This is a genomic window from Janthinobacterium sp. SUN128, assembly GCF_030587275.1.
Taxonomy (GTDB): Bacteria; Pseudomonadota; Gammaproteobacteria; order Burkholderiales; family Burkholderiaceae_D; genus Janthinobacterium; species Janthinobacterium lividum.
Genome location: NZ_JAPWHY010000001.1, coordinates 2,120,972 through 2,144,326 on the forward strand (window position 1 = coordinate 2,120,972; position 23,355 = coordinate 2,144,326).

Consider the following 23,355-nt stretch of genomic DNA (forward strand, 5'->3'; position numbering starts at 1 on the left):
TTGGAGACATGCATGAAATTTCGTTTCCCTATCGTCATCATTGACGAGGATTTCCGTTCTGAAAATACGTCCGGCCTGGGCATTCGCGCCCTTGCCGCCGCAATGGAAAAAGAAGGCATGGAAGTGCTGGGCGTGACCAGCTACGGCGATTTGTCGCAATTTGCCCAGCAGCAATCGCGCGCGTCAGCCTTCGTGCTGTCGATCGACGATGAAGAATTCGGCGCCGGTTCCATCGAGGAAACCGATCACGCCTTGAAATCGCTGCGCGCCTTCGTCGAGGAAATCCGCTACAAGAACGCCGATATCCCTATTTATCTGTACGGCGAAACGCGCACCTCGCGCCATATCCCCAACGATATCCTGCGCGAACTGCATGGTTTCATCCACATGTTCGAAGATACGCCGGAATTCGTCGCGCGCCACATCATCCGCGAAGCAAAATCCTACCTGGACGGCCTGTCGCCGCCATTCTTCCGCGCACTGGTGCACTACGCCAACGACGGTTCCTACTCATGGCACTGCCCCGGCCACTCGGGCGGCGTGGCCTTCCTGAAGTCGCCGATCGGCCAGATGTTCCACCAGTTCTTCGGTGAAAACATGCTGCGCGCCGACGTCTGCAACGCCGTCGAGGAACTGGGCCAGCTGCTCGACCATACGGGCCCTGTCGCCGCGTCCGAACGCAATGCCGCGCGCATCTTCAATGCCGACCATTGCTATTTCGTCACCAACGGTACGTCCACCTCGAACAAGATGGTGTGGCACTCGACCGTGGCGCCAGGCGACATCGTCGTCGTCGACCGCAACTGCCACAAGTCGATCTTGCACTCGATCATCATGTGCGGCGCGATTCCCGTATTCCTCATGCCGACGCGCAACCACCTGGGCATCATCGGCCCTATCCCGCTGCATGAGTTCACGCCGGAAAGCATTGCCCGCAAGATCGAAGCGAATCCGTTCGCGCGCGAAGCGAAGAACAAGAAACCGCGCATCCTGACCATCACGCAATCGACTTACGATGGCGTGATCTACAACGTGGAAACCCTGCGCGAAATGCTGGACGGCAAGATCGACACCCTGCACTTCGATGAAGCGTGGCTGCCGCACGCCACCTTCCACGATTTCTACAAGAATATGCACGCCATCGGCAAGGACCGTCCGCGCGCCAAGGAATCGATGATCTTCTCGACCCAGTCCACGCACAAATTGCTGGCCGGCCTGTCGCAGGCCTCGCAAATCCTCGTGCGCGAATCGGACACGGTCAAGCTGGACCAGGATGCCTTCAACGAGGCTTACCTGATGCACACCTCGACGTCGCCGCAGTATTCCATCATCGCTTCGTGCGACGTGGCTGCGGCCATGATGGAAGCGCCGGGCGGCACGGCCCTGGTGGAAGAATCGATCATGGAAGCGCTCGATTTCCGCCGCGCCATGAAGAAGATCGACCAGGAGTGGGGCCAGGACTGGTGGTTCCAGGTGTGGGGTCCGGCCACCTTCAACGACGAAGGCATGGGCCAGCAGGAAGACTGGATGATACGCGCCGAGGATGACTGGCACGGCTTCGGCGACCTGGCTCCCGGCTTCAACATGCTCGACCCGATCAAGGCAACCATCGTCAACCCGGGCCTGTCGCTGGACGGCCAGTTCGGCGACACGGGCATCCCCGCGTCCATCGTCACCAAATACCTGGCCGAGCACGGCGTGATCATTGAAAAATGCGGCCTGTACTCGTTCTTCATCATGTTTACCATCGGCATTACCAAGGGCCGCTGGAATACCCTGCTGACCGCCTTGCAGCAGTTCAAGGACGACTACGACAAGAACCAGCCGATGTGGCGCATCCTGCCGGAATTTGCGGCAGCCAACCCACGCTACGAAAAAATGGGCTTGCGCGACCTGTGCCAGCAGATCCATGATTTCTACAAGGCTTACGACGTGGCCCGTTTGACGACGGAAATGTATCTGTCGGACATGATCCCGGCCATGAAGCCGTCGGACGCGTTCGCCAAGATGGCGCACCGCGAAATCGAGCGCGTGGCCATCGACGAACTGGAAGGCCGCATCACGTCCATCCTGCTGACGCCGTACCCACCGGGTATTCCGCTCTTGATCCCGGGCGAGCGCTTCAACAAGACCATCGTCGACTACCTGCGCTTCGCACGCGACTTCAACGAGCGCTTCCCCGGCTTCGAGACGGATGTGCATGGCCTCGTGAAACGCGAAGTCGATGGCAAGCGCGGTTACTTCGTCGATTGCGTCAAACTGGATGAGAACGCCTAAAAATCGTCCATGGCGGCGTTGCATTGCCTAGCCGTACTATTCGTACTGTCTTCGGCAATGCGCCTTGCCCTGAACGTTTTTAGCCATTCTTGTGACGTTCCTTGAACGTCACTCATGAACGCCACCTTTCAGGTGGCGTTTTTCATTTCAGGCCAGCGCGCACGCTTGCGCCAGATCAAACGGCTGGGGTATCGGGCTCCTAAGATGGGCGACTCGTGCCCTCGTGATGGCTGGCATATGACGCTCAAGGTGTGGCTGGAAATCATGCAGCAGGCGGCGGCTGGCAGTGGCGCCTTGCTGATGACGGCCTTGAAGCAGGCTCAGGTAACTGTAGCCCGGCGGCACGATGGCGAGGAAGACGGCGCGGGCATCGTGCTGTTTGCCGAGACCGACAAGGCGCTGCTGCAAGCGCTGCCGGCGCTGTGCGGCCATGCCCGCGTGCTGGCCATTGCCGCCTGCGGCCGCCCTCCCAGCTGCGCGCAACAGCGGGCCCTGATGGCGGCAGGCGCGCTCGATGTGCTGCTGTGGCCTGGCGGCGCCGTCGATGCGGGCCAGGTGCTGGCGCGCCTGCAGCGCTGGCAGGCCGTGGCGCAGATACTGGCGTCCAGCGCCGTGCGCCAGCATCTGGTGGGCGACAGCGCGGCCTGGACCGCCTTGCTGCACCAGGTAGTGGAAATGGCCGCCTTCAGCCAGGCGTCGATGCTGATCACGGGCGAGACGGGCACGGGCAAGGATTTACTGGCGCAACTGGTCCACCGCCTCGGCAACTGCAGAGGCGACTTCACCATCCTCGACTGCACCACCCTGTCGCCGGAACTGGCCGGCAGCGAACTGTTCGGCCATGAACGGGGCGCGTTTACGGGCGCGGCGGCCGCGCGCGACGGCGCTTTTGCCCTCGCCGACGGCGGCGTGCTCTTCCTCGATGAGGTGGGCGAACTGCCGCTGCTCCTGCAGGCGCAGCTGCTGCGCGCCATCCAGGAGCGCAAATACAAGCGCGTGGGCGGCAATACCTGGCAGCCGACGCAATTCAGGCTCGTCTGCGCCACCAACCGCGAACTGGAAGGAGAGGTGGCGCGCGGCGCCTTCCGTGCCGACCTGTATTACCGCATCGCCGGCTGGCGCTGCCAGATACCGCCCTTGCGCGCACGCCAGGACGACATCCTGCCGCTGGCCCGCCATTTCCTCGCTGAACTGGCCCAGCAGCCGCCGCCCCCGCTGGACGCCGCCGTGCGCGAATACCTGCTGCTGCGCGACTATCCGGGCAATGTGCGCGAACTGCGCCAGACCGTCACGCACATCTGGCACCGCCATTGCGGCCCCGGCCCCATCACCATCGGCGCCCTGCCCCCGGAAGAACGGCTGCTGGCGCCGCACTGGCCCGACCAGCACTTCGAAGCGGCCGTGCGGCGGGCACTGGCCCAGGGCTGCACGCTGCCGCACATCACGCGCTGCGCCACCGACACGGCCATCCGCCTCGTGCTGGCCGATGAGCGCGGCAACAACCAGCGCGCCGCCGCCCGCCTTGGGGTGAGCGACCGCGCCCTGCAGCTACGCCGCAAGGCGGCCGCTTGCGCTGCACAAGCGGCCGCCGCCACCACTGTCGCGGCAGCGCCGGTCACGCCAGCCGCGCGGTAAGCCGCGTCACGCCAGCCGCGCCAGCCGCAAGAAATTGCCACCCGCGATCAGCGCCATATCCAGCGGCGGCAAGCCCAGCAACTGAATCTTGTGCAATTCCAGCCCCGGATGCAGCCAGGGACCATCCGAACCGAACAAGACCTTGTGCGGTCCCGCGCGGCGCACGGCCTGCTGCAGCAAGTCGAAACGCCGCACGCCCGAGCTGTCCGTATGGATGTTGCGGTGGCGCACCAGATGGTCGATCAGCGCCAGTTGCGCGGCCCAGTCGTCGCCAAAGCTGCCCAGGTGCGGCAGGATGAAATCGACGTCGGGATACTGCTGCGCCAGCAGCTCGGCCACGGCCACCTCGCCGGCCGGGTCGTACAGCACGGGCAAGCCGAAGAAACGGGCCGCCTCGCACACTTCGCCGCTGATGCGCGCGTCCAACCGGTGCGCCTTGACGCCGACAAAGCCGTACCGCTCGACGGCCGTGCGCACCAGGTCCATGATGCGGCCACGGTCGCGCCGCGCATGCACGAAGGCAAAGCCGTAGAAACGCTGCGGATCGGACGACACCAGGCGCGCCACGCCATGGTTGGCGATGGCGTAATCGGAGTGGAAGGTGGCGAACAGCACGCTGCGGGCGATGCCGGCCGCCTGCGCGCGGCGCAGGTAGGCTTGCAGCGGCGCATCGCTGTCCCACGGCCCGCTCAAGCCGTCGCCCGCTCCCGCATGGCAGTGGCAATCGATGATCATCTTGTCGCGCTATTGCCAGTCGCCCATGACGACGATGCGGTTGCCGCGCCGGCGCCAGCGCCCGCTCTCCTCCTCGCTCTGCGGCGCGGCCGAACGAAAATGCGGCAGTTGCTGATGCAGGGCCCGCGTCAGCGCGCTTTCCACGGCACGCGCGCTGCCGTCGCCGTCGGCAGCCAGGCGTGCCGCCTGCCCCGCGATGCGCACGAAGCGGCGCGCCAGCTCCAGTTCGCGGTCGGCCGGCGCCTCGGCCTCCATTTCCAGTTCCAGCGCGTTGCTGGCGGCGCGCCCCAGGGCCGAGCCGAGCGCCGTGCCCACGCCCGGTATCGGGATCATCGAGCCCAGCGCGCCGCCGACAAAGGGCAAGGCCGTCTTGGCCACGGCCTTCAAGGCGCCACCCAAGGGCTTGGCCACCTTGGCAATGGTCGAGCCCACCTTCTTGACTCCCTTCCACACGCTCTTGAAGACATTGCCGAGAAACTGCTCCAGTTCCGCTTCGCTGGACACTTCCAGCAATTCCATGGCCAGCTGCAGTTCTTCCTCTTCGCTGAAGACGGCCGGCGCGCGGCCCTTGCCGGACCAGTCCTGGCCGAACTCCAGCACTTCAAACGCAGCGCCGGCCCGCTGCCGGCATTGCGCGCATTCGCATTCGAGTTGGTGCATGATGTTCTCCTTTGCAGTCGTCAAAGCGCTGTCGTCAGCCCCACATTTCACCCAGCACGGCCAGTTCCAGTTCGCGCCGCTGGTTCGTCAGCACGCCGCGCTGGTTGGCAAACATGTCGTCGTGGATGCGCTGTTCGATCCGGCGCCGCTGCGCCGCCGAGGACAGGGGCGCCACATACACCTGGTGCGCGCTCACGTCGACGGCCAACATCTGGCCGCACAGCCGGTGCTGCAGCAAACGCCGGTGCAGATCGTCCGTCTGGCCGCTGTAGGCACGGCGCCTTCCGCCCGCATCGAACTCGATGACGTACAGGCCCGGCCCCCGGCCATTCGCGTCGCGCAAGGCGTCGGCAAGCGTCCCCAGCGCCTGGTAGCGCAGGGCGGCCGCTTCCGGCACCCGGCCCATGGTGCCGGCCAGGGTTGGCGGGACTTCGCCCTGCTGCTGGTCATCGTCCTGCCCCTGATCCTGGACCTGGTCCGTATCCATTCCCTGGTCCGGCCCCTGCTGGTCGCCAAAGGCCGGCTCCGCCACAGGATAAGCCGCCGGATAAATGGTCGGGTAGATGGGCGCATAGCCGCCCCAGCCCCGGTAGCGCGGCGGCAGGTAGGGCATGGGCTGGGGAGCAAAGCGGGGCAGACGGCGGCCCTGCCCCTGGTAGCGCGGCGGCGCGGGACGGCGCGCGCCTCGCAGCGGCGGCCTTGCACGCAGGCCGCCTCGCCCGCCGCCAGGACGCAGGCGCTCTTCCTCCCATTCCCCCTCTTCCTCCCCTTGCCACTCCTGCGACCACTCTTGCGACCATTCCTGTTCGCCGGCCGCCCCTGGCTGTCCCGCAAAGGGCAGTATTTCAAACGCTTCGTTCATATCGCCTCCTGATGTGATGTTCAAGCAAGCCCATCGCCTGCTCCAGTTGCCGCGGCGTCTGGTCGGCCCGCAGCAAAAAAGTCAGCGCGCCGGGGCCGTCTCCCGCTTGCGCCAGCGCCAGCACGCCCGCTGCGCGCAAGGCTTGCAGCAAATGGGCGCGGCCGGGCAAACGCTGCACGGGAAAGCTGCCACCGCGGCAGGCAATGCCGGCCGCCGCCATCCCCGCCCTCCATTGCGCCACCCTGTCCGCCAGCCTGGCGCGCAGGGCGTCGCCATAGCGGGCATTGAGCGCCAGCGCGCGCCGCGCCGCCGCCAGCACGGCTGCCGAAGGCGGACAGGCATGCACGCGCGTCTGGCTGTGCGCCGCGAAGCGCCGCAGCAGCTTGCGGCTGCCGGCCAGCACGGCAAGCGGCACGCCAAATCCCTTGGCCAGCGAGGCGCCGACGATCACGTGGCCGCCGCCCTTGTCGTAGCCGCCCGGCAAGCCATGCAGCCGCGCCGAGCCGCCACCGGCCGTGCCCGCCACGCCCAGCACCTGCGTATCGTCCAGCAGCAGGTAACCGCCTCCCTGGCATGCGAGGGCCGCATAGCCGGCCAGCGGCAAGACCTGTTCGCTACCCGGCACATAGCCATCGGCCAGGATCAGGGGGCGCCGCCCTTGCCTGCCCCAGTCCGCCGCCAGTTGCCGCAACGCCGCCATCTCGCCGCTGGGAAACAAGCGCAAGGGCAAACCCAGCGCCTGCGCCCGCTCGGCGCCCCAGCGCGCGATGGCGTAGCTGCCGCCATCGACGAGGATCACCAGGCGTTCGGCAGCCAGCATGCCGAACAGGTCCCAGAACAGGTGCAAGGTCGAAGGCAGCACGCAGGCCGCCTCGCAGCCTTGCAGCGCAGCCAGGCTTGCTGCCAGGGCCTGCGCGCCGGGCGGCTCCTGCAGCGCGGCCGGCTGGCCCAGGCTCAAGCTGCTCCACGGCGCCAGTGCGGCCGCCGGATGGCGCATGCCCAGGTAGAGGGCGCTGGTAAAGTCGAGCATGCACCCGCCCCGCCCCCGCCCTAGACACTGCGCAGCTGCTGGCTCAGGCGCTGGCGCAGCAACACCGAGGGCATCGTCGATTCGATCGCCGGGTCGCTGCTGTCGACGGACAGGTCGACCCCGGTGGCGGCGCGGTAGCCGTGGATGTAGCCTTGCACTTGCGGGCGCCAGAAGCGCGCCCAGTTGAATGCCTGCGTCGGTTCATAGATGTCGCTCCAGTTGCCATAGCGCACGGACAGCAGCAATTGCTCGCCGAAGATGGCGAGGTTGCGGAAGTGCATCACGCTCGTATCCGTCCAGCCCTGCAATTTCTTCATGGCATCGACCCTGTCCATCCACGGTTCCGGATACGCCACCATCACGCGCGTAGGCAAAAATTCACGGAATTCGGGGCGCGCCAGCATCCATTGCTGCATCAGCATTTCGATGCGCGCCGTCGACGGCAAATCGCCGAACTGGTTGTGCGCGCCCTGCGACAGGATCAAATGAATTTCCTTGAGCGCGTTGAGCACGGGGAAGGCGTCCGCCTTCACGGTGGTGTCGTCATCCTGCTTGTAGAACGAAGTGAGCAGGCGCAGCAAGTGGTGGAACGCTTCCAGGAATTTGGAGCGGCTATCGGCTGGCCGGAAGTGCTGCACTGCCTTGCCATCCAGGCGCACACCGTAGTGATGGTCATACTCATAGTTCCGGCGCATCACGGTCAGCCGATGCTGCTCATCCTGCGTGTATCCCCAGAGTAAATTATTCAACGGACGCAGCATGTCGATTTCCGTGTTAGACAGGGGATCGAGTTGCTTGCCCGGCGCGCGCAGATTCTGGAAGCGTTGCGCGATGGCATTCATGGTTTGTACCAGCATGCCCTCTTCGTGCCAGTACGACCAGATCAGTTCCAGCAGGCAGGGATTGGCCAGCTTTTCCTGGATGATGCCAAAGCACAGGTCCACTTCGCCTTCTTGGCCGCGCGGGATGCTGATGGGGATGTCGGGCAGCTTGCGGCGGATCACGGCCAGGTAGGGCAAGGTCTGGAAACCATCGATGTTTTCCAGGTAATCGTTGCGCAGCACGGTTTCCAGGTCGCGCCCCTGGGGGATGTCGCGCCGGTCCAGGTAGGCATTGTCTTCTGCGGGATTGAAGGCCAGCGGCTGGTTCAGCACGCCGCAATTGACCATCACGAACGCCTCCGTCGCCACTTTCAGCACGCGGTAGGAATCGGCATCCGAGAACGGCAGCGCGCGGCGCTGCTTGAGCTGCTGGAACATGTCGGCCTTTTTGACGAAGCGTTCCTGCTCGAAGCCGCGCACATTGGCCAGGTCGCCGCAAAACAGGCTGTCCATGAAATGCAGGTAATTCGTAAACGACATCGCTTCAGTGCTGTTGCGTATCAGGGTCCACAGCGGCAAGTCTTCCGTCGGCTCCGTTTCCGTGCGCGTCAGCGACACGCCCACATTGCCCGAGATAGGCTGAGGCTGGCGCTCCTCCGCCTCGTATTCCGCGTCCACGGCCAGCATGGCGTTCGGGCTCAGCCCTTCCGGCACGGGCAAGGCATTGCGCAGCTCGGGACGCTGCGACAGCATCATCTGCCCCGTGAAACGGTGCATGCCGGCGCGCCGCACGGGGGTGGAAAAGGCATTCGGCGCCCCACGCATGGGTACCCACGGGGCGGCGGCCAGCACTTGCACCTGGTCGCGCCCGTCTGCGCTTTGATCGCCGTCAAACGAGACGGTGGCCACGGCACGGTCACCCACCCTGCCAAAATTGCAGTCGCTGGGATGGCAGTCCGCCGTTTCAAAAACCAGCCCCACCTGCGGATTGAGCTGCGGCTTGAAACACAGCACGGCGCTGCAGCCGGACTGCACCGTCACGCACTGCGGCGCCGTGGCGGGGAAATTGCCATACACCCCCACGTAGCTGCCCGTGGCCAGGTCGGCAAACACGGTACTGCCATGACCATCCGTCCAGCGCACGCCCACCAGCATGGCGGGATCGGCTACCCAGGTGGCGGCATTGAAATCATGGCAATCCGCCTCCGCTCCCCGGTACAGGCTGATGGCGGCATTGATGACCATGGCCCCGCTGTCCTGCTCGTGCACGGTGACAGCGATGCTGCCGCCGTGGTGTTTCGGCCCCGCCTGGCCCGCCGCCCCGCTCCTGCGGCTCATCTTGCCCCCCATATTGCTGCTCATCTTGCTGCTCATGTCATTCTCCTCAATGGATAATCAAACGCGATGCCAGGGGCGGCAGCGGCCTGCCGGGCTGGCGGCCATGCCGCACGACATCCGCGCACAGTTCCGACGTGTCCAGGGTGCTGCGCAGGGCCCAGTGGGTCAGCAAACGCCCCAGCAGCTCGCTCTCGTCTTCCGGGCTCAAGGCACCGCTGGCGCGCGCCTGGCCCAGCACGGCGAACACCAGGGTCGGCGTCGCCCGGTACATCTGCCCCGGCGCCAGGCTCCAGCTGCGAAACAGCTGCGCCAGCATGGCCGGCTGGCGCGTGTGCACGGCCATGGCTTCGACCAGCGAGCCGCCGCGCAAGGCCGGCGGCCGGTGCTGCACCAGCAAGCCCACCAGGGCAGCCATGCTGGCCTGCAACTGTTCCAGCAGCCGCTGCCGGGCCGGCGGCAGGCCGGCCAGCGGGTAGTACGACAGCCACAGCTGCTCCAGGCGGTCCCACTGCGGATGCGGATACAAGGCCCGTCCCATGGCGCAGCTCAGGCGCACCCGCAGCCATGGCACTGGATGGGGATCGTCGATATTGAGGCGGAAGACAAACACGCGCGGCAGGCTGACCACGCCGATCAGGCCCAGGGTGGCGGCCACGCCGACCCGCGCCAGCGACCAGAAATCGGCCACGATCTCGGAAATCCACCGCTCCCACAATTGCCACACGTGAACAAAGCCGCTGCCGCCATGCTGCATCGCTTGCAGCACGGGCCGCAAGGAGGCAACCAGGTCCAGTAGCGCAGCCCCCTGGTGGCCTATTTCGTGCACCAGCGACGAGGCGATGCTGCTGCCGATCATGCGTTCGCGCGGCAGGCGGATGATGGCGACGGGATTGTCGCCGCCGCCGGGCAGGCGCGTGCGCGCACGGCGGATGGCCGCGCCCGGCCCCCGGTCTAGGTAGCAGATCACGGGCGGCGCCTGGTACACATCGCCGGGCAGCGCCAGCGCGTCGGCGGCAACGATGTCCAGGCCGGCCAGCCACACGCCCGTCTTGTGCTCGCTGCGCTGGGTGATGACTTCGTTGAACAGATCGAACTGGGTCAGCGCGGCATTGAACTTCAGGCGCAGGAAGGTAAAACGGCGCTGCGCCTCGGCGGCCGTGGCCATGCTGGCGCCATCGGCGTGCTCGCGCCGCAGCCACCACTGGAACTGGGCCACCATGCGCCGCAATGCGCGCCGGCCCTGTACCAGTTGGCTTTCGATGGCCGACTGGGCACTGGGCATCAGGGCCGCCGCCAGCACCGTCGGCTCGATCAGCGCGAACGGCTCCAGCCGCGCCAGCCGCGTCAGCAGCGAGCGCGCCTCCTGCTCCAGCATCCAGGCAGGATAAGCGCCGATGGCCATGATGTCAGACCCCGTACAGGACGATTTTGTGACCCTGGCGCGCCCAGCGACCGCTGGACGGACGCATGCCGGCGCCGCTGCGCGCACCGCCCGGCACCATGCCGCCACCCGCACCAGCGCCGCTGCCGTTCTGCGTCGAGACCTGGCTGCCGGGGCGTCCCAGCAAGCCTGGCGCGAACTGGCGCGCCGCCGCGCTGACCGCCGACTGGGCAATGGCGCGCGGATCGCCCGCACCGCGCGCTTGCGCGGCGCGGTTGACGGTATCGGCGGCCAGGCGCACGAACTGCTTCGCGCCCTCGAATTCGCGGTCCTCGTTCGACGACGCTTCCGCTTCCAGCCCCAGCGCGCCGCCAGCGGCCGAGGCCAGGCCGCTGCCTATCTTGGCCCCCAACGGGCCGCCGAAATAGCCACCGATGGCGCCGCCGGCCAGGGGAATGGCCTTCTTCGCCACGCCCTTGAGCACGCCGCCGATGGCTTGCCCCACGGGCGACTTGATGATGCCGCCCGCGACGGAAGCAGCCTTGCGCAGGAAATTGCCGAGAAACTGCTCGAGTTCGGCTTCATTGCTGACCGACAACAATTCATTCGCCAGTTCCATCTCCTCGGTCTCGGAAAACATGGCGTTCGCGCCGCCCTCGCCGCTCCACTCGCCCTGGCCAAACTCGAACTGCTCCGCTTCAAAACCGGACATCTCCTGTCCGTATTCCAGGGTCGTACGATCCAAGTCATGCATGATGAGCTCCTCAAAGTTATAACCTCGGTTGGGACTACCTTGCCGGACAGACCGGCCGTCCGGCTAACAATCGAGCACGACGATGTGCCCGCCCTCGCGGCGCCAGCGGCCAGCGTCCCGTCCTGGCGTTTGCGCCGCCTGCCTGAGCAAGCCTGGCGCCACGCTGCGTGCCACTTGCAGCAGGGCCGTTTCCACCCGCGCCCTGGGAGCGCGCGCGCCGGTGGCGCCGTCCTGCACCAGCTCCGTATTGACGGCATCGATCAGATGCACGACCTGGCGCGCCAGTTCGAATTCCTTGTCTTCCGGGCTCAAACCTTCCAGTTCCATGCCGAAGATGCCGGCAGCGCGCCGCTTGAGCGCCTGCGGCGAACCACCATGCAGCGGCAACAGCGGCGCCACCACCTTGCCCAGCAGCTGGTGCAGCGGTCCTTCCAGCGGCGTACCGCGCACTTGCCGGCCCGCCGCAGTGGCGCCCAATTGGCGCGCCAGGAAAGCGTCGAACTGGGCCGGCGCCTGCAGTTCCAGCAACTGCGCCGCCAGTGCCAGCTCGTCTTCCTGCTGCAGGGGCAGCAAGCCCGGCGCTTCAGGCAATTCCATTTCGGGACGATAGGCGAGCAGACGGCTGGTCATGGCAGGCTCCGGTGAAGGCGGGCGGGTGACCCATGCCTCCCTGACGCAAGGGCCATGCCAGCCATGCGCAGGGAAAGGACGCGGGGAAAAACGGAGCGGGTGGCGAACGGCATTTCGCCGATGACGTAAAAACCATGGTTTCCGGCGAAGCGAGTTTCGTTGCCAAGATGAGCTTTCAAACAAGCTTAATTGGCGGGAATGATTACGTCGCCTATCCGCCACAGTGCACGTAATCGGCAAAAAATATTTTTCATTTTCAAAGAATAAAGTTCGCCCTACAGCGCCGAAAACAGCATCAACACCACGCCAACGTCAGGCAAATGAAAACGTGGCCAACACGTAAATAGTTAATTGAAAACAGGATTGTGGTAGCTAGGGCCTACAATTAATGGGCTAAAATTTGATTGCCCGAGAGAAACTAAATGACAGACCCAACTTTGCGCCGTTTACTGGCCATCACATTGCTCAGCCTGCTTGCCGCATGTGGCGGTGGCGGCGACAGCAAGACCGGCGCCATCCAGAACCCGGACATCTCGGTGGTTCCTCCAGGGACCACCGCCCCCGGCGATCCGGCAGCCCCCGGCACCACGCCGGGCGATACCATTCCGCCGCCGCTGACCACGCCTCCGGCCGGCCAGGCGGCCACCACCTTCACGCGCCAGGAAGCGTCGCGCTTCCTGGGCCGCGCCACGTTCGGCCCCAACATGGCGGCCATCGATGCGCTGGCCGCCAGCGACAGCGCTGCATGGTTCCGCGCGCAGTTCTCCAAGCCGCAAACCCTGCACCGCAAATATATCGACAGCATGCTGGCGGCGCAGGCTGCCGGCGGAGACCGGGTTAACTTCGTCACCGTATACGAGACATTCTGGAAGCAGGCTATCCAGGGCGAAGATCAATTGCGCCAACGGATGGCCTTTGCCCTGTCAGAGATTTTCGTCATTTCCATGCAAAACGAATCCGTGCATGCGCAAGCACGCGGCGTAGCCAGTTACTACGACATGCTGGGCCAGCGGGCCTTTGGCAATTTCCGCGACCTTTTGGAGGGCGTGGCCCTGCATCCGATGATGGGGCTGTACCTGTCCCACATGCGTAACCAGAAAGAAACGGCCACGCGCACACCCGATGAGAATTTCGCCCGCGAATTGATGCAACTTTTCACCATCGGTCTGTACCAGCTGAATCCCGATGGCAGCCTGAAACTGGCCGGAGGCAAACCCATCGAGACCTACACGCACGACGATGTGGCGGGCCTGGCGAAAGTGTTTACGGGCTGGAGCTGGGCGGGCCCCGACCTGAGCACTACACGATTCCACAGCGGCACACCGGATCCCGACCGCGACTGGAAACCCATGCAAAACTATCCGCTCTTCCATTCCAGCGGTGAAAAGCGCTTCCTTGGCCAAACCATATCCGGCGCCACCAGCGGCGAAGCGGACTTGAAAGTGGCGCTCGATACCCTGTTCAACCACCCCAACGCAGGCCCCTTCTTTGGCCGCCAGCTGATCCAGCGCCTCGTCAGCAGCAATCCCAGCGCCGCCTATGTGGGCAGGGTCGCTGCCGCCTTTGCCAACAATGGCAGCGGCGTGCGCGGCGACATGCAGGCCGTCATCCGCGCCGTACTGCTCGATCCGGAAGCGTTGGCGCCGGCCACCACGGCCATGCGCACTGGCAAGTTGCGCGAACCATTGCTGCGCCTGGCCGGCTGGATGCGTGCTTTCGACGCAAAAGCAGCCAGCGGGCGCTATCGCATCTATTATCTGGACGATCCACTGAGCGGCTTGGGCCAGAATCCCCTCAACCCCGCCTCCGTCTTCAGCTTCTTCCGGCCAGGGTATGTGCCCCCCAATTCCGCCCTCGCAAGCGCAGGGCTTGTGGCCCCAGAGCTGCAGATCACGTCCGAACCGTCGGTGACGGGTTACCTGAACTATATTCAGGACGCCATTATTGCCGGTGTGGGCGAAGGCCGCGACGTCCAGGCCAGCTACCCGCGCGAACTGGCGCTCGGCGCCGACACAGCCGCCCTGCTCGACCGCATAGACCTGCTCTTGATGCATGGCAGCATGCCCGCCAAGCTGCGGGGCCAGATTATCTCGGCACTCAACACCATCACCATCCCCACGGCCACGGCCAGCAATGCCACGCAAGTTGCCGCCGCCCAGGCCAATCGCGTCAAACTGGCCATTTTCCTGACCATGGCCTCGCCTGCCTATCTGGTGCAAAAATAAGATCGATCACATGCAAAATCTCCCATTTTCCCGCCGCCGTTTCCTCGGTTCCATGCTGAGCCTGGCCGGCACCACCGCCGCGCCGTTCGCCCTGAACCTGGCCGCCATGGGCAATGCCGCCGCGCAATCGGCCGGCGACTACAAAGCCATGGTGTGCCTGTTCATGGCAGGCGGCAACGACACCTTCAATACGGTGCTGGCCACGGACAACACCTCATGGAATGAATACCTGCGCCTGCGCAACACGGGCGGCGGCGATTCCATCCATCTGCCCGGCGTGGGCGAGACGGGCGGCGTGCTGCCTGTCGTGCCCGCCACCGCGCAAACGGGCCGCGCCTTCGCCCTGCACCCCCAGCTGGGGCCATTGAAAAATTTGTTCGACAATGGCCGCGCCGCCATCGTGGCCAATGTGGGCACGCTGATCCAGCCCACCACCCTGGCGCAGTACAAGGCAGGCAGCGTCGCCTTGCCAGCCAAGCTGTTTTCGCACAGCGACCAGCAGTCGACATGGCAATCCGGGGCGCCGGAAGGGGCCAGCACGGGCTGGGGCGGACGCATCGGCGACGTGGCGGGCGCGGGCAACAGCAACGCCACCTTCACGGCCATCTCGGCGGCCGGCAACACCGTTTTTCTCAGCGGACGCCAGGTGCGCCAGTTCCAGGTGGGCCAGGCGGGCGCCGTGCCCATCCGCGGCTTGAGCGGTAACCCGTTTGGCAGCACGGGCGGGGCGGGTGCGCTGCAAGCCATCATCAACGATGCGGGAAGCGACCTGATCGAACAGGAACACGTGGCCGTCGTGCAGCGCGCCATTTCCAGCCAGAGCATCCTCAGCGGCGCCATGCTGGCAGCCGGCGCGGGCGGCGTGCCCAATCCCCCGCCCTACATCAATCCGAACACAGGCGCTTCCAGCGTCAATCCGCTGGCCGTGCAATTGCAGACCGTGGCGCGCATCATCGGCGGACGCGGCGCCCTGGGGGCGAAACGGCAAGTGTTTTATGTAACCCTGGGCAGCTTCGACACGCATGACCGGCAGAAGGAGCTGCATGGCGACCTGATGGCGCGCCTGGCCCATGCGCTGGCGTACTTCGACACGACCCTGGCGGCCCTGCAGGGCGCGGACCTGCGACGCCAGGTGACGACGTTTACAGCGTCGGACTTCGGCCGCACCTTCAGCAGCAACGGCGACGGCACGGATCACGGCTGGGGCGCGCACCACTTTGTCGTGGGCGGCGCCGTGAAGGGCCGCGACATCTACGGCGCCTTCCCCGTCACGGGCCTGGGCCATGAGCTGGACGTCGGTTCCGGCGCCCTGCTGCCGACCACCTCCGTCGACCAGTACGGCGCCACCCTGGCCAAGTGGTTCGGCGTGGCCGACAGCCAGCTGGCCGGGGTGTTCCCGAACATCGGCAACTTCAGCCGGCGCGACCTGGGTTTCATGACGACAACTTAACCGTTCACGGCGACAATCAGGGTGACGACATAGCCCTGCGTGGCATTGCCCGTCACCGTGGCCATCTGCAAGCTGGTGCCGTCGCTGAAGACATTGTCGGCGGCATAGCTGATCTGCGACAGGTTGCGCACGCTGGCCGTGTAGCCGCTGGCCGTGTAGGCCTCGCTCAACGTTGCCATCGGAAAAGTAAACTGCGACGTCTTGATGCGGTTCGCGGCAGAGGCCGCCTTGGCCAGGCTGGGATAGACCTCGAAATGCACGTGCGGCATGCGTCCCGCGTAGCAGCCGGGAAAGATGGTCGTGAAGCTGAGGTTGCCGGCGCTGTCCGTTTCCTGCACGCCGCGCAAGTAATTCTGCGCCGTCACGCCGCTCGAATACAGCGAATACAAGCCTTCGCGGTTGCAATGCCACAGATAGACGGCGTAGCCGGCCAGGCTGGCGCAACTGCCGCTGGCGTTAAGCAACTGCAAATTGATGGTCAATGGCACGCCCGCCGCCATGCCCGTGGCGCCATTGAAACTGGCGCGGATATCGCTGCGCACGACGCCTGACTGGTTCAGCACGTTGATGATGCTGCCGCCATTCGTGTTCGTGCCGTCGGCCGGGTACGGCCCGCCCGTTTCTTCGGGAATCACCGTGCAGGCGCCCGTGGCCGGTATCGTGACGGTGCCGGCGCTGCCAGTGGCAGCGCTGCTGCTTCCCGTGCTGCTGGCGTCCGACCCGCCGCCGCAGCTCATCAAAGGCAAGGTGGCGGCGCCGGCCAGCAGCCAGCGCAACACTTGCCGCCGCTCAGCTGCCTGTTGCCGCATCATTTCGAGGTCGGATGCCAGACCGTGATCATGTAATTCCATACATACTCCATCAAGGCAAGCCCGCCAAGGCGGGGCTCAGGCTGGCGCACAGGAACAGCGCCTGTGTCGCATGTCGCGAGAGCGCCTGCAAGCTGCTGCCCGGACGCAAGGCATGGATGCGCATGCTGACTCTCCCTGTGATCGCGCGTGCGTTTTACGGGAGGCGCCGGGGGCCGCGTGGAACTTGGCGGTTGTCGTGCCACTGCTGAGCCTGCTGGCGCTGTTCCGGCGTCAGCACGGCCAGCAATTGCTGCTCCAGCCGCGCCTGCTGCAAGCTGATCTTTGCCATGGCTTGCGCCGCCGTATTCGCCAGCGCGCTGGCCTTGGCATCGTCGTAGGCGCTGGATCCGGCCAGCGCGCGCAGCTGCGCATGGGCCTTGAAGGCGATCTTTTCCTGTTCCCGCAGCAAGGGCGCCTGGGCATAGGTGGCGGCGAAGACCTTGTCCTGCTGCGCTTCGCTCAAATCGATGCCGTGCAGGAACGGCGGCAAGTCTGGCGCGCCCGGGCCATGGCCAAAGCCGGGCGGCGGTCCTTCCACGGTGCGCGCTGGCGGGCCGTCCGGTGCGGATTCTTGCTGGGCCAGTGCCAGCAGCGGCATGCTGCAGGCGGACAGCAGCAACAGGGATACGGCAATACTCAGGTATTTCATCGGGCTTTCCTTTCGTGGCGGTCAGCCCTGATTGTCGGCGCCTGGCGTGTAAAGCAACGTTAGGGCCGCGTAAAAGCGTGTAAAGGAAAGGAGCGGAATGTAAGCAGACGTATGTAAAAGCGGGTAAAACCACCGTGAACAGCCCCCTTTGACTGCTATCATCGGGCGATATTCACCCGAAAAAGCACAGGCATGAGCAAGGTTTTGTTAATCGATGACGACGTGGAACTGGTCGGCATGTTCCAGGAATACCTGACGCAGGAAGGTTTTGACGCCCGCGCCGTGCATGACGGCGAAAGCGGTGCGGCCGAAGCGCTGACGGGCCTGTATGCCATCGCCATCCTCGACGTCATGATGCCGCGCATGAATGGCCTGGAAACCCTGCGCCGCATCCGCGCCGGCAGCAACCTGCCCATCCTGATGCTGACGGCGCGCGGCGACGATACGGACCGCATCGTGGGGCTGGAGCTGGGCGCCGACGATTACGTGACCAAACCGTGCACGCCGCGCGAGCTGACGGCGCGCATCCGTGCCATCCTGCGCCGTGCGCAAGCGGCGCCGCCCGATACGTCGGGCCTGGCGCCGCTGACCGTGGGCCAGTTGACGATGTGGCCCGAACAGCGCCGCGCCGCCTGGGCCGGCATGCACCTGGAGCTGACGAGCACGGAATTCAACCTGCTGGAAGTGCTGGTGCGCCATGCGGGCAAGCCCGTCAGCAAGAATCAATTGTCCGAACTGGGCCTGGGCCGGCCCATGGCCCGCTTCGACCGCAATATCGACGTTCACTTGAGCAGCCTGCGCCGCAAGCTCGGCAGCCTGGCCGACGGCCGCTCCTGCCTGCAAACCGTGTACCGTCTCGGCTATCAGCTGATCAAGGAGTAAGCGTGGGCCGCCTGTTCTGGAAGTTTTTTCTGTGCATCATGCTGGCGCAAGTGACGGCCACCATCGGCATCGGCGGCACCTTCTGGCTGAAAAACCGGGCCGCGCAGCAGGAACGGGCCCTCGACATCGATACCAGCCCGCCTGCGCAAATGATCATCGAGGCCGCCAGCGCCACCCTGGAAGCGGGCGGCAGCCAGGCATTGCGGCAATTCCTGGGCAAGCTCGAACGCATGCGCGTGTTTGCCGTCGATGTCAAAGGGCAAGAATTGATGGGCCGCGCCGTGCATCCCGCCATGCTGGCCAAGGCGCGCGCCATGCTGAAACAGGGCCAGGCCCATCCTGTCGTGCGCGAAGCGGCCGGCAGCGACGGCCAACGCTACCTGCTGTTCCTGCCCTCGTCCGAACGTTTCCGCAATGCCGAGGCGGGCGCCGCGCGCGACACGCTCATCGCCGTCGCCATGAGCGGCCCGCGCGCCATGGGACCCGGTCCGCGGCCCAACGACGCGGGCGCCCCGCCGCCACGCGGCGAATTCGGCCGCGGCATGCCCCCGCGCATGGACAGCCCCTACCGCACCTTCATTCCCCTGGCCGCCGCCATCGCCGCCAGCCTGCTGTTCGCCTTTTTGCTGGCCTGGTATTTTGCGCGCCCCATCCGCGACTTGCGGCAAGCGTTCGAAGCCGCTTCGCACGGCAACCTGGCGCCGCGCTTTCACGCCAGCGGCAAGCGCGGCGATGAATTGACGGACCTGGGACGCGATTTCGACCGCATGACGGGCCGTTTGCGCAGCCTCATGGATAGCCAGACGCGTTTGCTGCATGACGTCTCGCACGAGTTGCGCTCGCCGCTGGCGCGCCTGCAGGCCGCCATCGGCCTGGCGCACCAGCAGCCGGAAAAGATGGCCGCCTCGATGCAGCGCATCGAACGCGAAAGCGAACGCATGGATAAACTGATCGGTGAACTGCTGACCCTGTCACGGCTGGAAGCGGGCGCCGTGCAAGCGGGCGCCGCGCACGCGCACAGCGAAGACGTCGACATCGCCGACCTCGTGCACGACATCGTGGACGACGCCCGCTATGAAGCCAGGGCGCGCCTGATGGGCATCGACCTGGCGGTCGACGCGGCCATGGCCGACGCCAGCGTCACGGGCCAGCCCGAACTGCTGGCGCGCGCCATGGAAAACGTGGTGCGCAATGCCGTCAAGCACAGTCCCGATGGCGGCACGGTGGACGTGGAGCTGTCGCGCCTGCATGATGGCAAGCAGGATTGGCTGCGCATCGCCGTGCTGGACCGTGGCCCCGGCGTGGCCAGCGCCGACCTGGCCCGCATTTTTGAACCGTTCTTCCGCGCCAGCAATACCCAGCACAGCACGGATGGCCACGGCCTGGGCCTGGCCATCGCCCGGCACGTCATCAACGCCCATGGCGGCAGCATCGGGGCCAGCTTGCGCAGCGGTGGCGGCCTGTGCGTGGAAATGCTGCTGCCCGTCAAAACGCCAGGCTGACCTGTCGGCGAGCCTGGCGTCTTTTATGCGCGGAGAATGCTGTTACGCCTGCGTATCGATGATGCTGCCCAAGGTGGACGAGGTCGATTTGGCCGGGCTCGTCGCCGTATCGGCGCTGCTGGCCGGTTGAGCATCCTGCTGCGCCGCCTTTTGTGCGGCGGCCGCCTGTAACTGGGCAATTTGCGCCTGCAAGGCCTGGATTTGCTGCGCCAGCTGCTGCTGCAGCTTTTGCGACGCCTCCGTCTGCTCGCCCTTCTGCGACTCCGTCAACTGCTTTTGCGCCGCCGTGATCTGCTTTTGCAGCGCCGCGATCTGCGAACCGCTGCCCGCACTGGCGCTACTGGCCGCGCTGACCCCGCCGCCTGAACCGATTGCCGCTACCATACTGCCTCCTCAGTGTTTCAATACCAAGGTTAACGGCAAGCATGGAGGGCGGATGTAGGGCGGCAGGTGTAAAGGCAGGTAAAGACAGGGAAAGACGGCTGGCGCCCCTCCCTGCACGGCGATCAGGTCTTCGGCAATGTTACGCCAACCTGGCCCTGGTACTTGCCGCCGCGGTCCTTGTACGACGTTTCGCACACTTCATCGGACTCGAAGAACAGCACTTGCGCCACGCCTTCGTTGGCGTAGATTTTCGCCGGCAATGGTGTCGTGTTGGAAAACTCCAGCGTCACATAGCCTTCCCATTCCGGTTCGAACGGGGTGACGTTGACGATGATGCCGCAGCGCGCATACGTGCTCTTGCCCAGGCAAATCGTCAGCACATTGCGGGGAATGCGGAAATACTCGACCGTACGGGCCAGAGCGAATGAATTCGGCGGAATGATGCAATAGCCCTTGCCCGACACATCGACGAAGTTATTCGCGTCAAAATCCTTGGGATCGACGATGGTCGTGTTGATGTTGGTAAATAACTTGAACTCGTCGGCGCAGCGGATGTCATAGCCATAGCTGGACGTGCCATAAGAAACGATGCGGTTGCCGTCGCGTTCCTTGACCTGGCCCGGTTCGAACGGCTCGATCATGCCCGTTGTTTCCGCCATGCGGCGTATCCATTTATCGCTTTTAATCGTCATCGCAGGGGTATCTTTCTAGAATATCGGAATGGCTGGGGCCGCACGCTTGCTGCAGGCGCGGCCCGGATGGCAGGATTTTACGCGAAAATCCGCCGTTGTTGGCCCCATCCCCTGAAAATCCTTGGCGATATTCTATTGCTTCGCCAGCAATGCCGTGATCATCTCGCGCACCACTTGCGCCGTCAGTTCCGGGTTTTCCATGGGAAACAGATGCCCGCCCGGCACTTGGCGGAAAAACTTGCCGACCAGCTTGCGCGTGGCCTTCAAGCCCGCTTGCCGGCATTCCACCGATTCCGTGCCGCCGATAAAACTGATGGGAACAGGAAAACCGTCCTTGACGAGACCGCCGATGTGGTGCGGCAGGCTGCGGTAGACCTGCGTTTCCACTTCGCGCGTAAAGCGCAGCTGCACCCCTTCCGGATGGGGAACCAGGCCGCTGTCGATGTAGTCGCGCAACACATGCGGCGCCCAGATGGCGAACATGTCCTTGGCCGCGAAGTGTTCATATGCGGCTTGCGCGTCCGGCCACAGCTTGCGCCGCCGGGCGGAAAAACGTGACGGCGAGAACCGCTCGCCCAGCGCCGTGTTGCGCGCCAGCCGCACCAGCAAGGCGCGCCAGCCCGCCACCACGGGCGAATCGAGCAAGACCACGCAGCGCACCAGGTCGGGCCGCTGCTTGGCCACCATCACACTGAGCATGCCGCCCAGCGAATGGCCGACGAGAATCACGGGCGCGCTGTAGCGGCGCTCCAGCTCATCGATATACTCGCGCACCAGCTCGGGCCAGCCCGTGCTGACGGGGTAAGCGGGGTCGTGCGCATGCATGTCGAGCGCCTGCACGGTGTAATGCTGGCCCAGCAAGCCAAACAGCTTGCGGTAAGTGCCGGCAGGATAACTGTTGGCGTGGGCAAAGTGCAGTTGCGGGAGGGTCATCGTGGGTCGGTGCCGGTGAATGCGATAGACAATTGTAATGGCATGCCGGCAAGACGTATCAGAGGAAGGACTCTAATTGCCGGGGCGCATGGGCCATGCCGGGCACGAACGCCGCCAGCACTTCGCCCAGCTCCGCGTTTGAATCCACGACGCAAAAAGCATCGTCGAACGCGTAATGACGGTTCATGGGATTGCGCACGACGATGCATTCCAGTCCGGCCGCGTTAGCGGCGCGCAAGCCGCGCGGCGAGTCTTCCACGGCCACGCAGTCGGCGGCGGGCAGGCCCAGGCGCTGCAAGCCCAGCTGGTAGCCGTCGGGCGCCGGCTTGCTTTCGCCATACATTTCACGCGTCAGCACGAAGTCGAAGTGGCCGAGCAAGCCCGTGCCCGCATGGCTGATGTCAAAGTGCTGCGCATACGCGCTGGTGACGACGCCCATCGCCACGTGCGGGCGCAGCGACGCCAGCACTGGCCCGATGCCGGGCATGGCCAGCTGCCGCGCCTGGCGCAGGCGTTGCGCAAACAGCACGGTGCGCTCGGCCCGCAGGCGCTCGACCAGCTCGATGGCGTGGCCCTGCCCCAGCAGCACATGCCAGGCGCCGTAGTTATTGTCCAGGAACCAGTCAAAGAATTGCTTCGGCGTCAGGTCTATGCCGTAGGGCAAGAGCAAGTCGCGGTTGCTTTCGTAAAACAGCTGCTCGGTGTTGACCAGCACGCCATCGTTGTCCCACAGCACGCCCTGGATGGTTTTCATGGCTTGTTGTCGTTCAAAAACTTACTTGAAGAAGATATCGTAGGACAACTTGACGATCAGCAGCACCAGCAGCACGAGGAAGAGGATGCGCACGAAGGCGGCGCCGCGGCGCACGGCGATCCAGGTGCCCGTCAGCGCGCCCAGGATATTGCACACAGCCATTGGTGCGGCCACGGCGTACACCACGTGGCCGGCAGGGATGAAGAAGGCCAGCGCGGCCACGTTGGTGGCGATATTCACCAGTTTCGAGCAGGCCGAGGCGAGGATGAAATCGAAGCCGAAGACGCGGATGAACAGGAAAATCAGGAAGCTGCCCGTGCCCGGCCCGAACAGGCCGTCATAAAAGCCGATGGCGCCGCCGATGACGATGGCGAGGATGCGTTCGCGCGATCCGATGGGGCGCGCTTCGCGCGTCGTGCCGAAATCCTTCTTGATGAAGGTGTAGATGGCCATGATGATGATCAATACCAGCACCATGGGGCGCACCACCTGTTGCGGCACGTAGGACACGGCGGCCGCGCCGATGAAGGACATGACGAAAGCGCTGGCCACGGCCGGCAGCACCAGCAGCCAGGGAATGTGCACCTTGCCGACAAACGAGCGGGCGGCAAACGTGGTGCCGCAGGCCGACGCCAGCTTGTTCGTGCCCAGCAAGGAGGTCGAGGCCATGTTCGGCATCAGGTTGAACAGGGCCGGCAGCTGGATCAGCCCGCCCCCGCCCACGGCGGCATCGATCAAGCCGGCAAAGAAGGCAAATAAACACAGCAGCGAGATGGTCAGCATGATAGGCAGTAAGGAATGGGCGACAGCGGCAGTATAGGCGCCGTGAATTTTTCCGGATGCAACTTCATATTGCGGAAAACGCAATCAGGTGTAACGCTTGACGGAATGCGCCCCATACGGTCTACTG

21 protein-coding genes are annotated in these 23,355 nt (G+C 65.0%); 6 read left to right on the plus strand and 15 right to left on the minus strand.

The genetic code is table 11. The features are described 5' to 3' along the window. Positions 1-12: 12 nt before the first annotated feature. On the plus strand, positions 13-2,277 hold the full coding sequence (locus O3297_RS09660; protein WP_070280737.1) for an arginine/lysine/ornithine decarboxylase: 2,265 nt from the start codon (positions 13-15) through the stop codon (positions 2,275-2,277). A 237-nt stretch (positions 2,278-2,514) separates the two neighbouring features. Then, positions 2,515-3,912 carry a sigma-54 dependent transcriptional regulator gene (locus O3297_RS09665; protein WP_305048526.1) on the plus strand — a complete coding sequence of 466 codons (1,398 nt, stop codon included), beginning with the start codon at positions 2,515-2,517 and terminating at the stop codon, positions 3,910-3,912. 6 nt (positions 3,913-3,918) lie between these two features. Here the strand turns inward: O3297_RS09665 and O3297_RS09670 are convergent, their stop codons facing one another. The 8 genes from O3297_RS09670 to O3297_RS09705 all read right to left on the minus strand — a co-directional run bounded on the left by O3297_RS09670 (position 3,919) and on the right by O3297_RS09705 (position 12,123). Beyond that, complete coding sequence (locus tag O3297_RS09670; protein WP_305048527.1) at positions 3,919-4,647, minus strand: amidohydrolase family protein; 729 nt, start codon at positions 4,645-4,647, stop codon at positions 3,919-3,921. 9 nt (positions 4,648-4,656) lie between these two features. Next, positions 4,657-5,307: a hypothetical protein gene (locus O3297_RS09675; protein WP_052140303.1), complete on the minus strand. Its 651-nt coding sequence runs from the start codon at positions 5,305-5,307 to the stop codon at positions 4,657-4,659. A 34-nt stretch (positions 5,308-5,341) separates the two neighbouring features. Continuing rightward, positions 5,342-6,169 (minus strand): hypothetical protein, encoded by an 828-nt coding sequence (locus tag O3297_RS09680; RefSeq protein ID WP_305048528.1) that lies wholly within the window; start codon positions 6,167-6,169, stop codon positions 5,342-5,344. After that, positions 6,153-7,199, minus strand: coding sequence for an aminotransferase class I/II-fold pyridoxal phosphate-dependent enzyme (locus tag O3297_RS09685; protein WP_305048529.1), 1,047 nt, complete (start codon positions 7,197-7,199; stop codon positions 6,153-6,155). The genes O3297_RS09680 and O3297_RS09685 overlap by 17 nt, the downstream gene beginning before the upstream one ends. 20 nt (positions 7,200-7,219) lie before the next feature. Continuing rightward, on the minus strand, positions 7,220-9,394 hold the full coding sequence (locus O3297_RS09690) for an 8-amino-7-oxononanoate synthase (RefSeq protein WP_305048530.1): 2,175 nt from the start codon (positions 9,392-9,394) through the stop codon (positions 7,220-7,222). A gap of 10 nt (positions 9,395-9,404) precedes the next feature. Beyond that, on the minus strand, positions 9,405-10,760 hold the full coding sequence (locus O3297_RS09695) for a hypothetical protein (protein WP_305048531.1): 1,356 nt from the start codon (positions 10,758-10,760) through the stop codon (positions 9,405-9,407). Positions 10,761-10,764: 4 nt separating this feature from the next. After that, a complete protein-coding gene (locus O3297_RS09700; protein WP_305048532.1) occupies positions 10,765-11,493 on the minus strand; it encodes a hypothetical protein in 729 nt (242 codons plus the stop codon). A 63-nt stretch (positions 11,494-11,556) separates the two neighbouring features. Beyond that, positions 11,557-12,123, minus strand: a complete 567-nt coding sequence (locus O3297_RS09705; RefSeq protein ID WP_305048533.1) for a hypothetical protein — start codon at positions 12,121-12,123, stop codon at positions 11,557-11,559. A 422-nt stretch (positions 12,124-12,545) separates the two neighbouring features. Here O3297_RS09705 and O3297_RS09710 point away from each other — a divergent pair, with 422 nt between their 5' ends. Together O3297_RS09710 and O3297_RS09715 are read left to right on the plus strand one after the other, a co-directional pair. Beyond that, positions 12,546-14,348 (plus strand): DUF1800 family protein, encoded by a 1,803-nt coding sequence (locus O3297_RS09710; RefSeq protein WP_305048534.1) that lies wholly within the window; start codon positions 12,546-12,548, stop codon positions 14,346-14,348. A 10-nt stretch (positions 14,349-14,358) separates the two neighbouring features. Then, positions 14,359-15,798, plus strand: a complete 1,440-nt coding sequence (locus O3297_RS09715; protein WP_305048535.1) for a DUF1501 domain-containing protein — start codon at positions 14,359-14,361, stop codon at positions 15,796-15,798. On the opposite strand, the gene O3297_RS09720 is transcribed toward O3297_RS09715, so the two are convergent. Beyond that, a complete protein-coding gene (locus tag O3297_RS09720; protein ID WP_305048536.1) occupies positions 15,795-16,649 on the minus strand; it encodes an intradiol ring-cleavage dioxygenase in 855 nt (284 codons plus the stop codon). The genes O3297_RS09715 and O3297_RS09720 overlap by 4 nt on opposite strands. 154 nt (positions 16,650-16,803) lie before the next feature. Continuing rightward, positions 16,804-17,298: a Spy/CpxP family protein refolding chaperone gene (locus O3297_RS09725; protein ID WP_305048537.1), complete on the minus strand. Its 495-nt coding sequence runs from the start codon at positions 17,296-17,298 to the stop codon at positions 16,804-16,806. Between the two features lie 192 nt (positions 17,299-17,490). Here O3297_RS09725 and O3297_RS09730 point away from each other — a divergent pair, with 192 nt between their 5' ends. Together O3297_RS09730 and O3297_RS09735 are read left to right on the plus strand one after the other, a co-directional pair. After that, on the plus strand, positions 17,491-18,180 hold the full coding sequence (locus O3297_RS09730) for a response regulator transcription factor (protein ID WP_034784412.1): 690 nt from the start codon (positions 17,491-17,493) through the stop codon (positions 18,178-18,180). A 2-nt stretch (positions 18,181-18,182) separates the two neighbouring features. Further along, positions 18,183-19,682: an ATP-binding protein gene (locus O3297_RS09735; protein WP_305048538.1), complete on the plus strand. Its 1,500-nt coding sequence runs from the start codon at positions 18,183-18,185 to the stop codon at positions 19,680-19,682. Between the two features lie 42 nt (positions 19,683-19,724). Here the strand turns inward: O3297_RS09735 and O3297_RS09740 are convergent, their stop codons facing one another. The 5 genes from O3297_RS09740 to O3297_RS09760 form a co-directional block, all read right to left on the minus strand. Then, the gene (locus tag O3297_RS09740) at positions 19,725-20,066 is read right to left on the minus strand and encodes a FlxA-like family protein (protein ID WP_305048539.1); all 342 of its coding nucleotides are present in this window, start codon (positions 20,064-20,066) and stop codon (positions 19,725-19,727) included. 122 nt (positions 20,067-20,188) lie between these two features. Beyond that, the gene (dcd, locus tag O3297_RS09745) at positions 20,189-20,758 is read right to left on the minus strand and encodes a dCTP deaminase (protein ID WP_034755486.1); all 570 of its coding nucleotides are present in this window, start codon (positions 20,756-20,758) and stop codon (positions 20,189-20,191) included. A gap of 132 nt (positions 20,759-20,890) precedes the next feature. After that, complete coding sequence (locus tag O3297_RS09750; RefSeq protein ID WP_305048540.1) at positions 20,891-21,691, minus strand: alpha/beta fold hydrolase; 801 nt, start codon at positions 21,689-21,691, stop codon at positions 20,891-20,893. A gap of 58 nt (positions 21,692-21,749) precedes the next feature. Next, positions 21,750-22,445, minus strand: a complete 696-nt coding sequence (locus O3297_RS09755; protein WP_305048541.1) for an HAD family phosphatase — start codon at positions 22,443-22,445, stop codon at positions 21,750-21,752. A 21-nt stretch (positions 22,446-22,466) separates the two neighbouring features. Beyond that, entirely contained in the window at positions 22,467-23,228 is a 762-nt protein-coding gene (locus O3297_RS09760; protein ID WP_034784407.1) for a TSUP family transporter, read from the minus strand. Positions 23,229-23,355 lie beyond the last annotated feature (127 nt).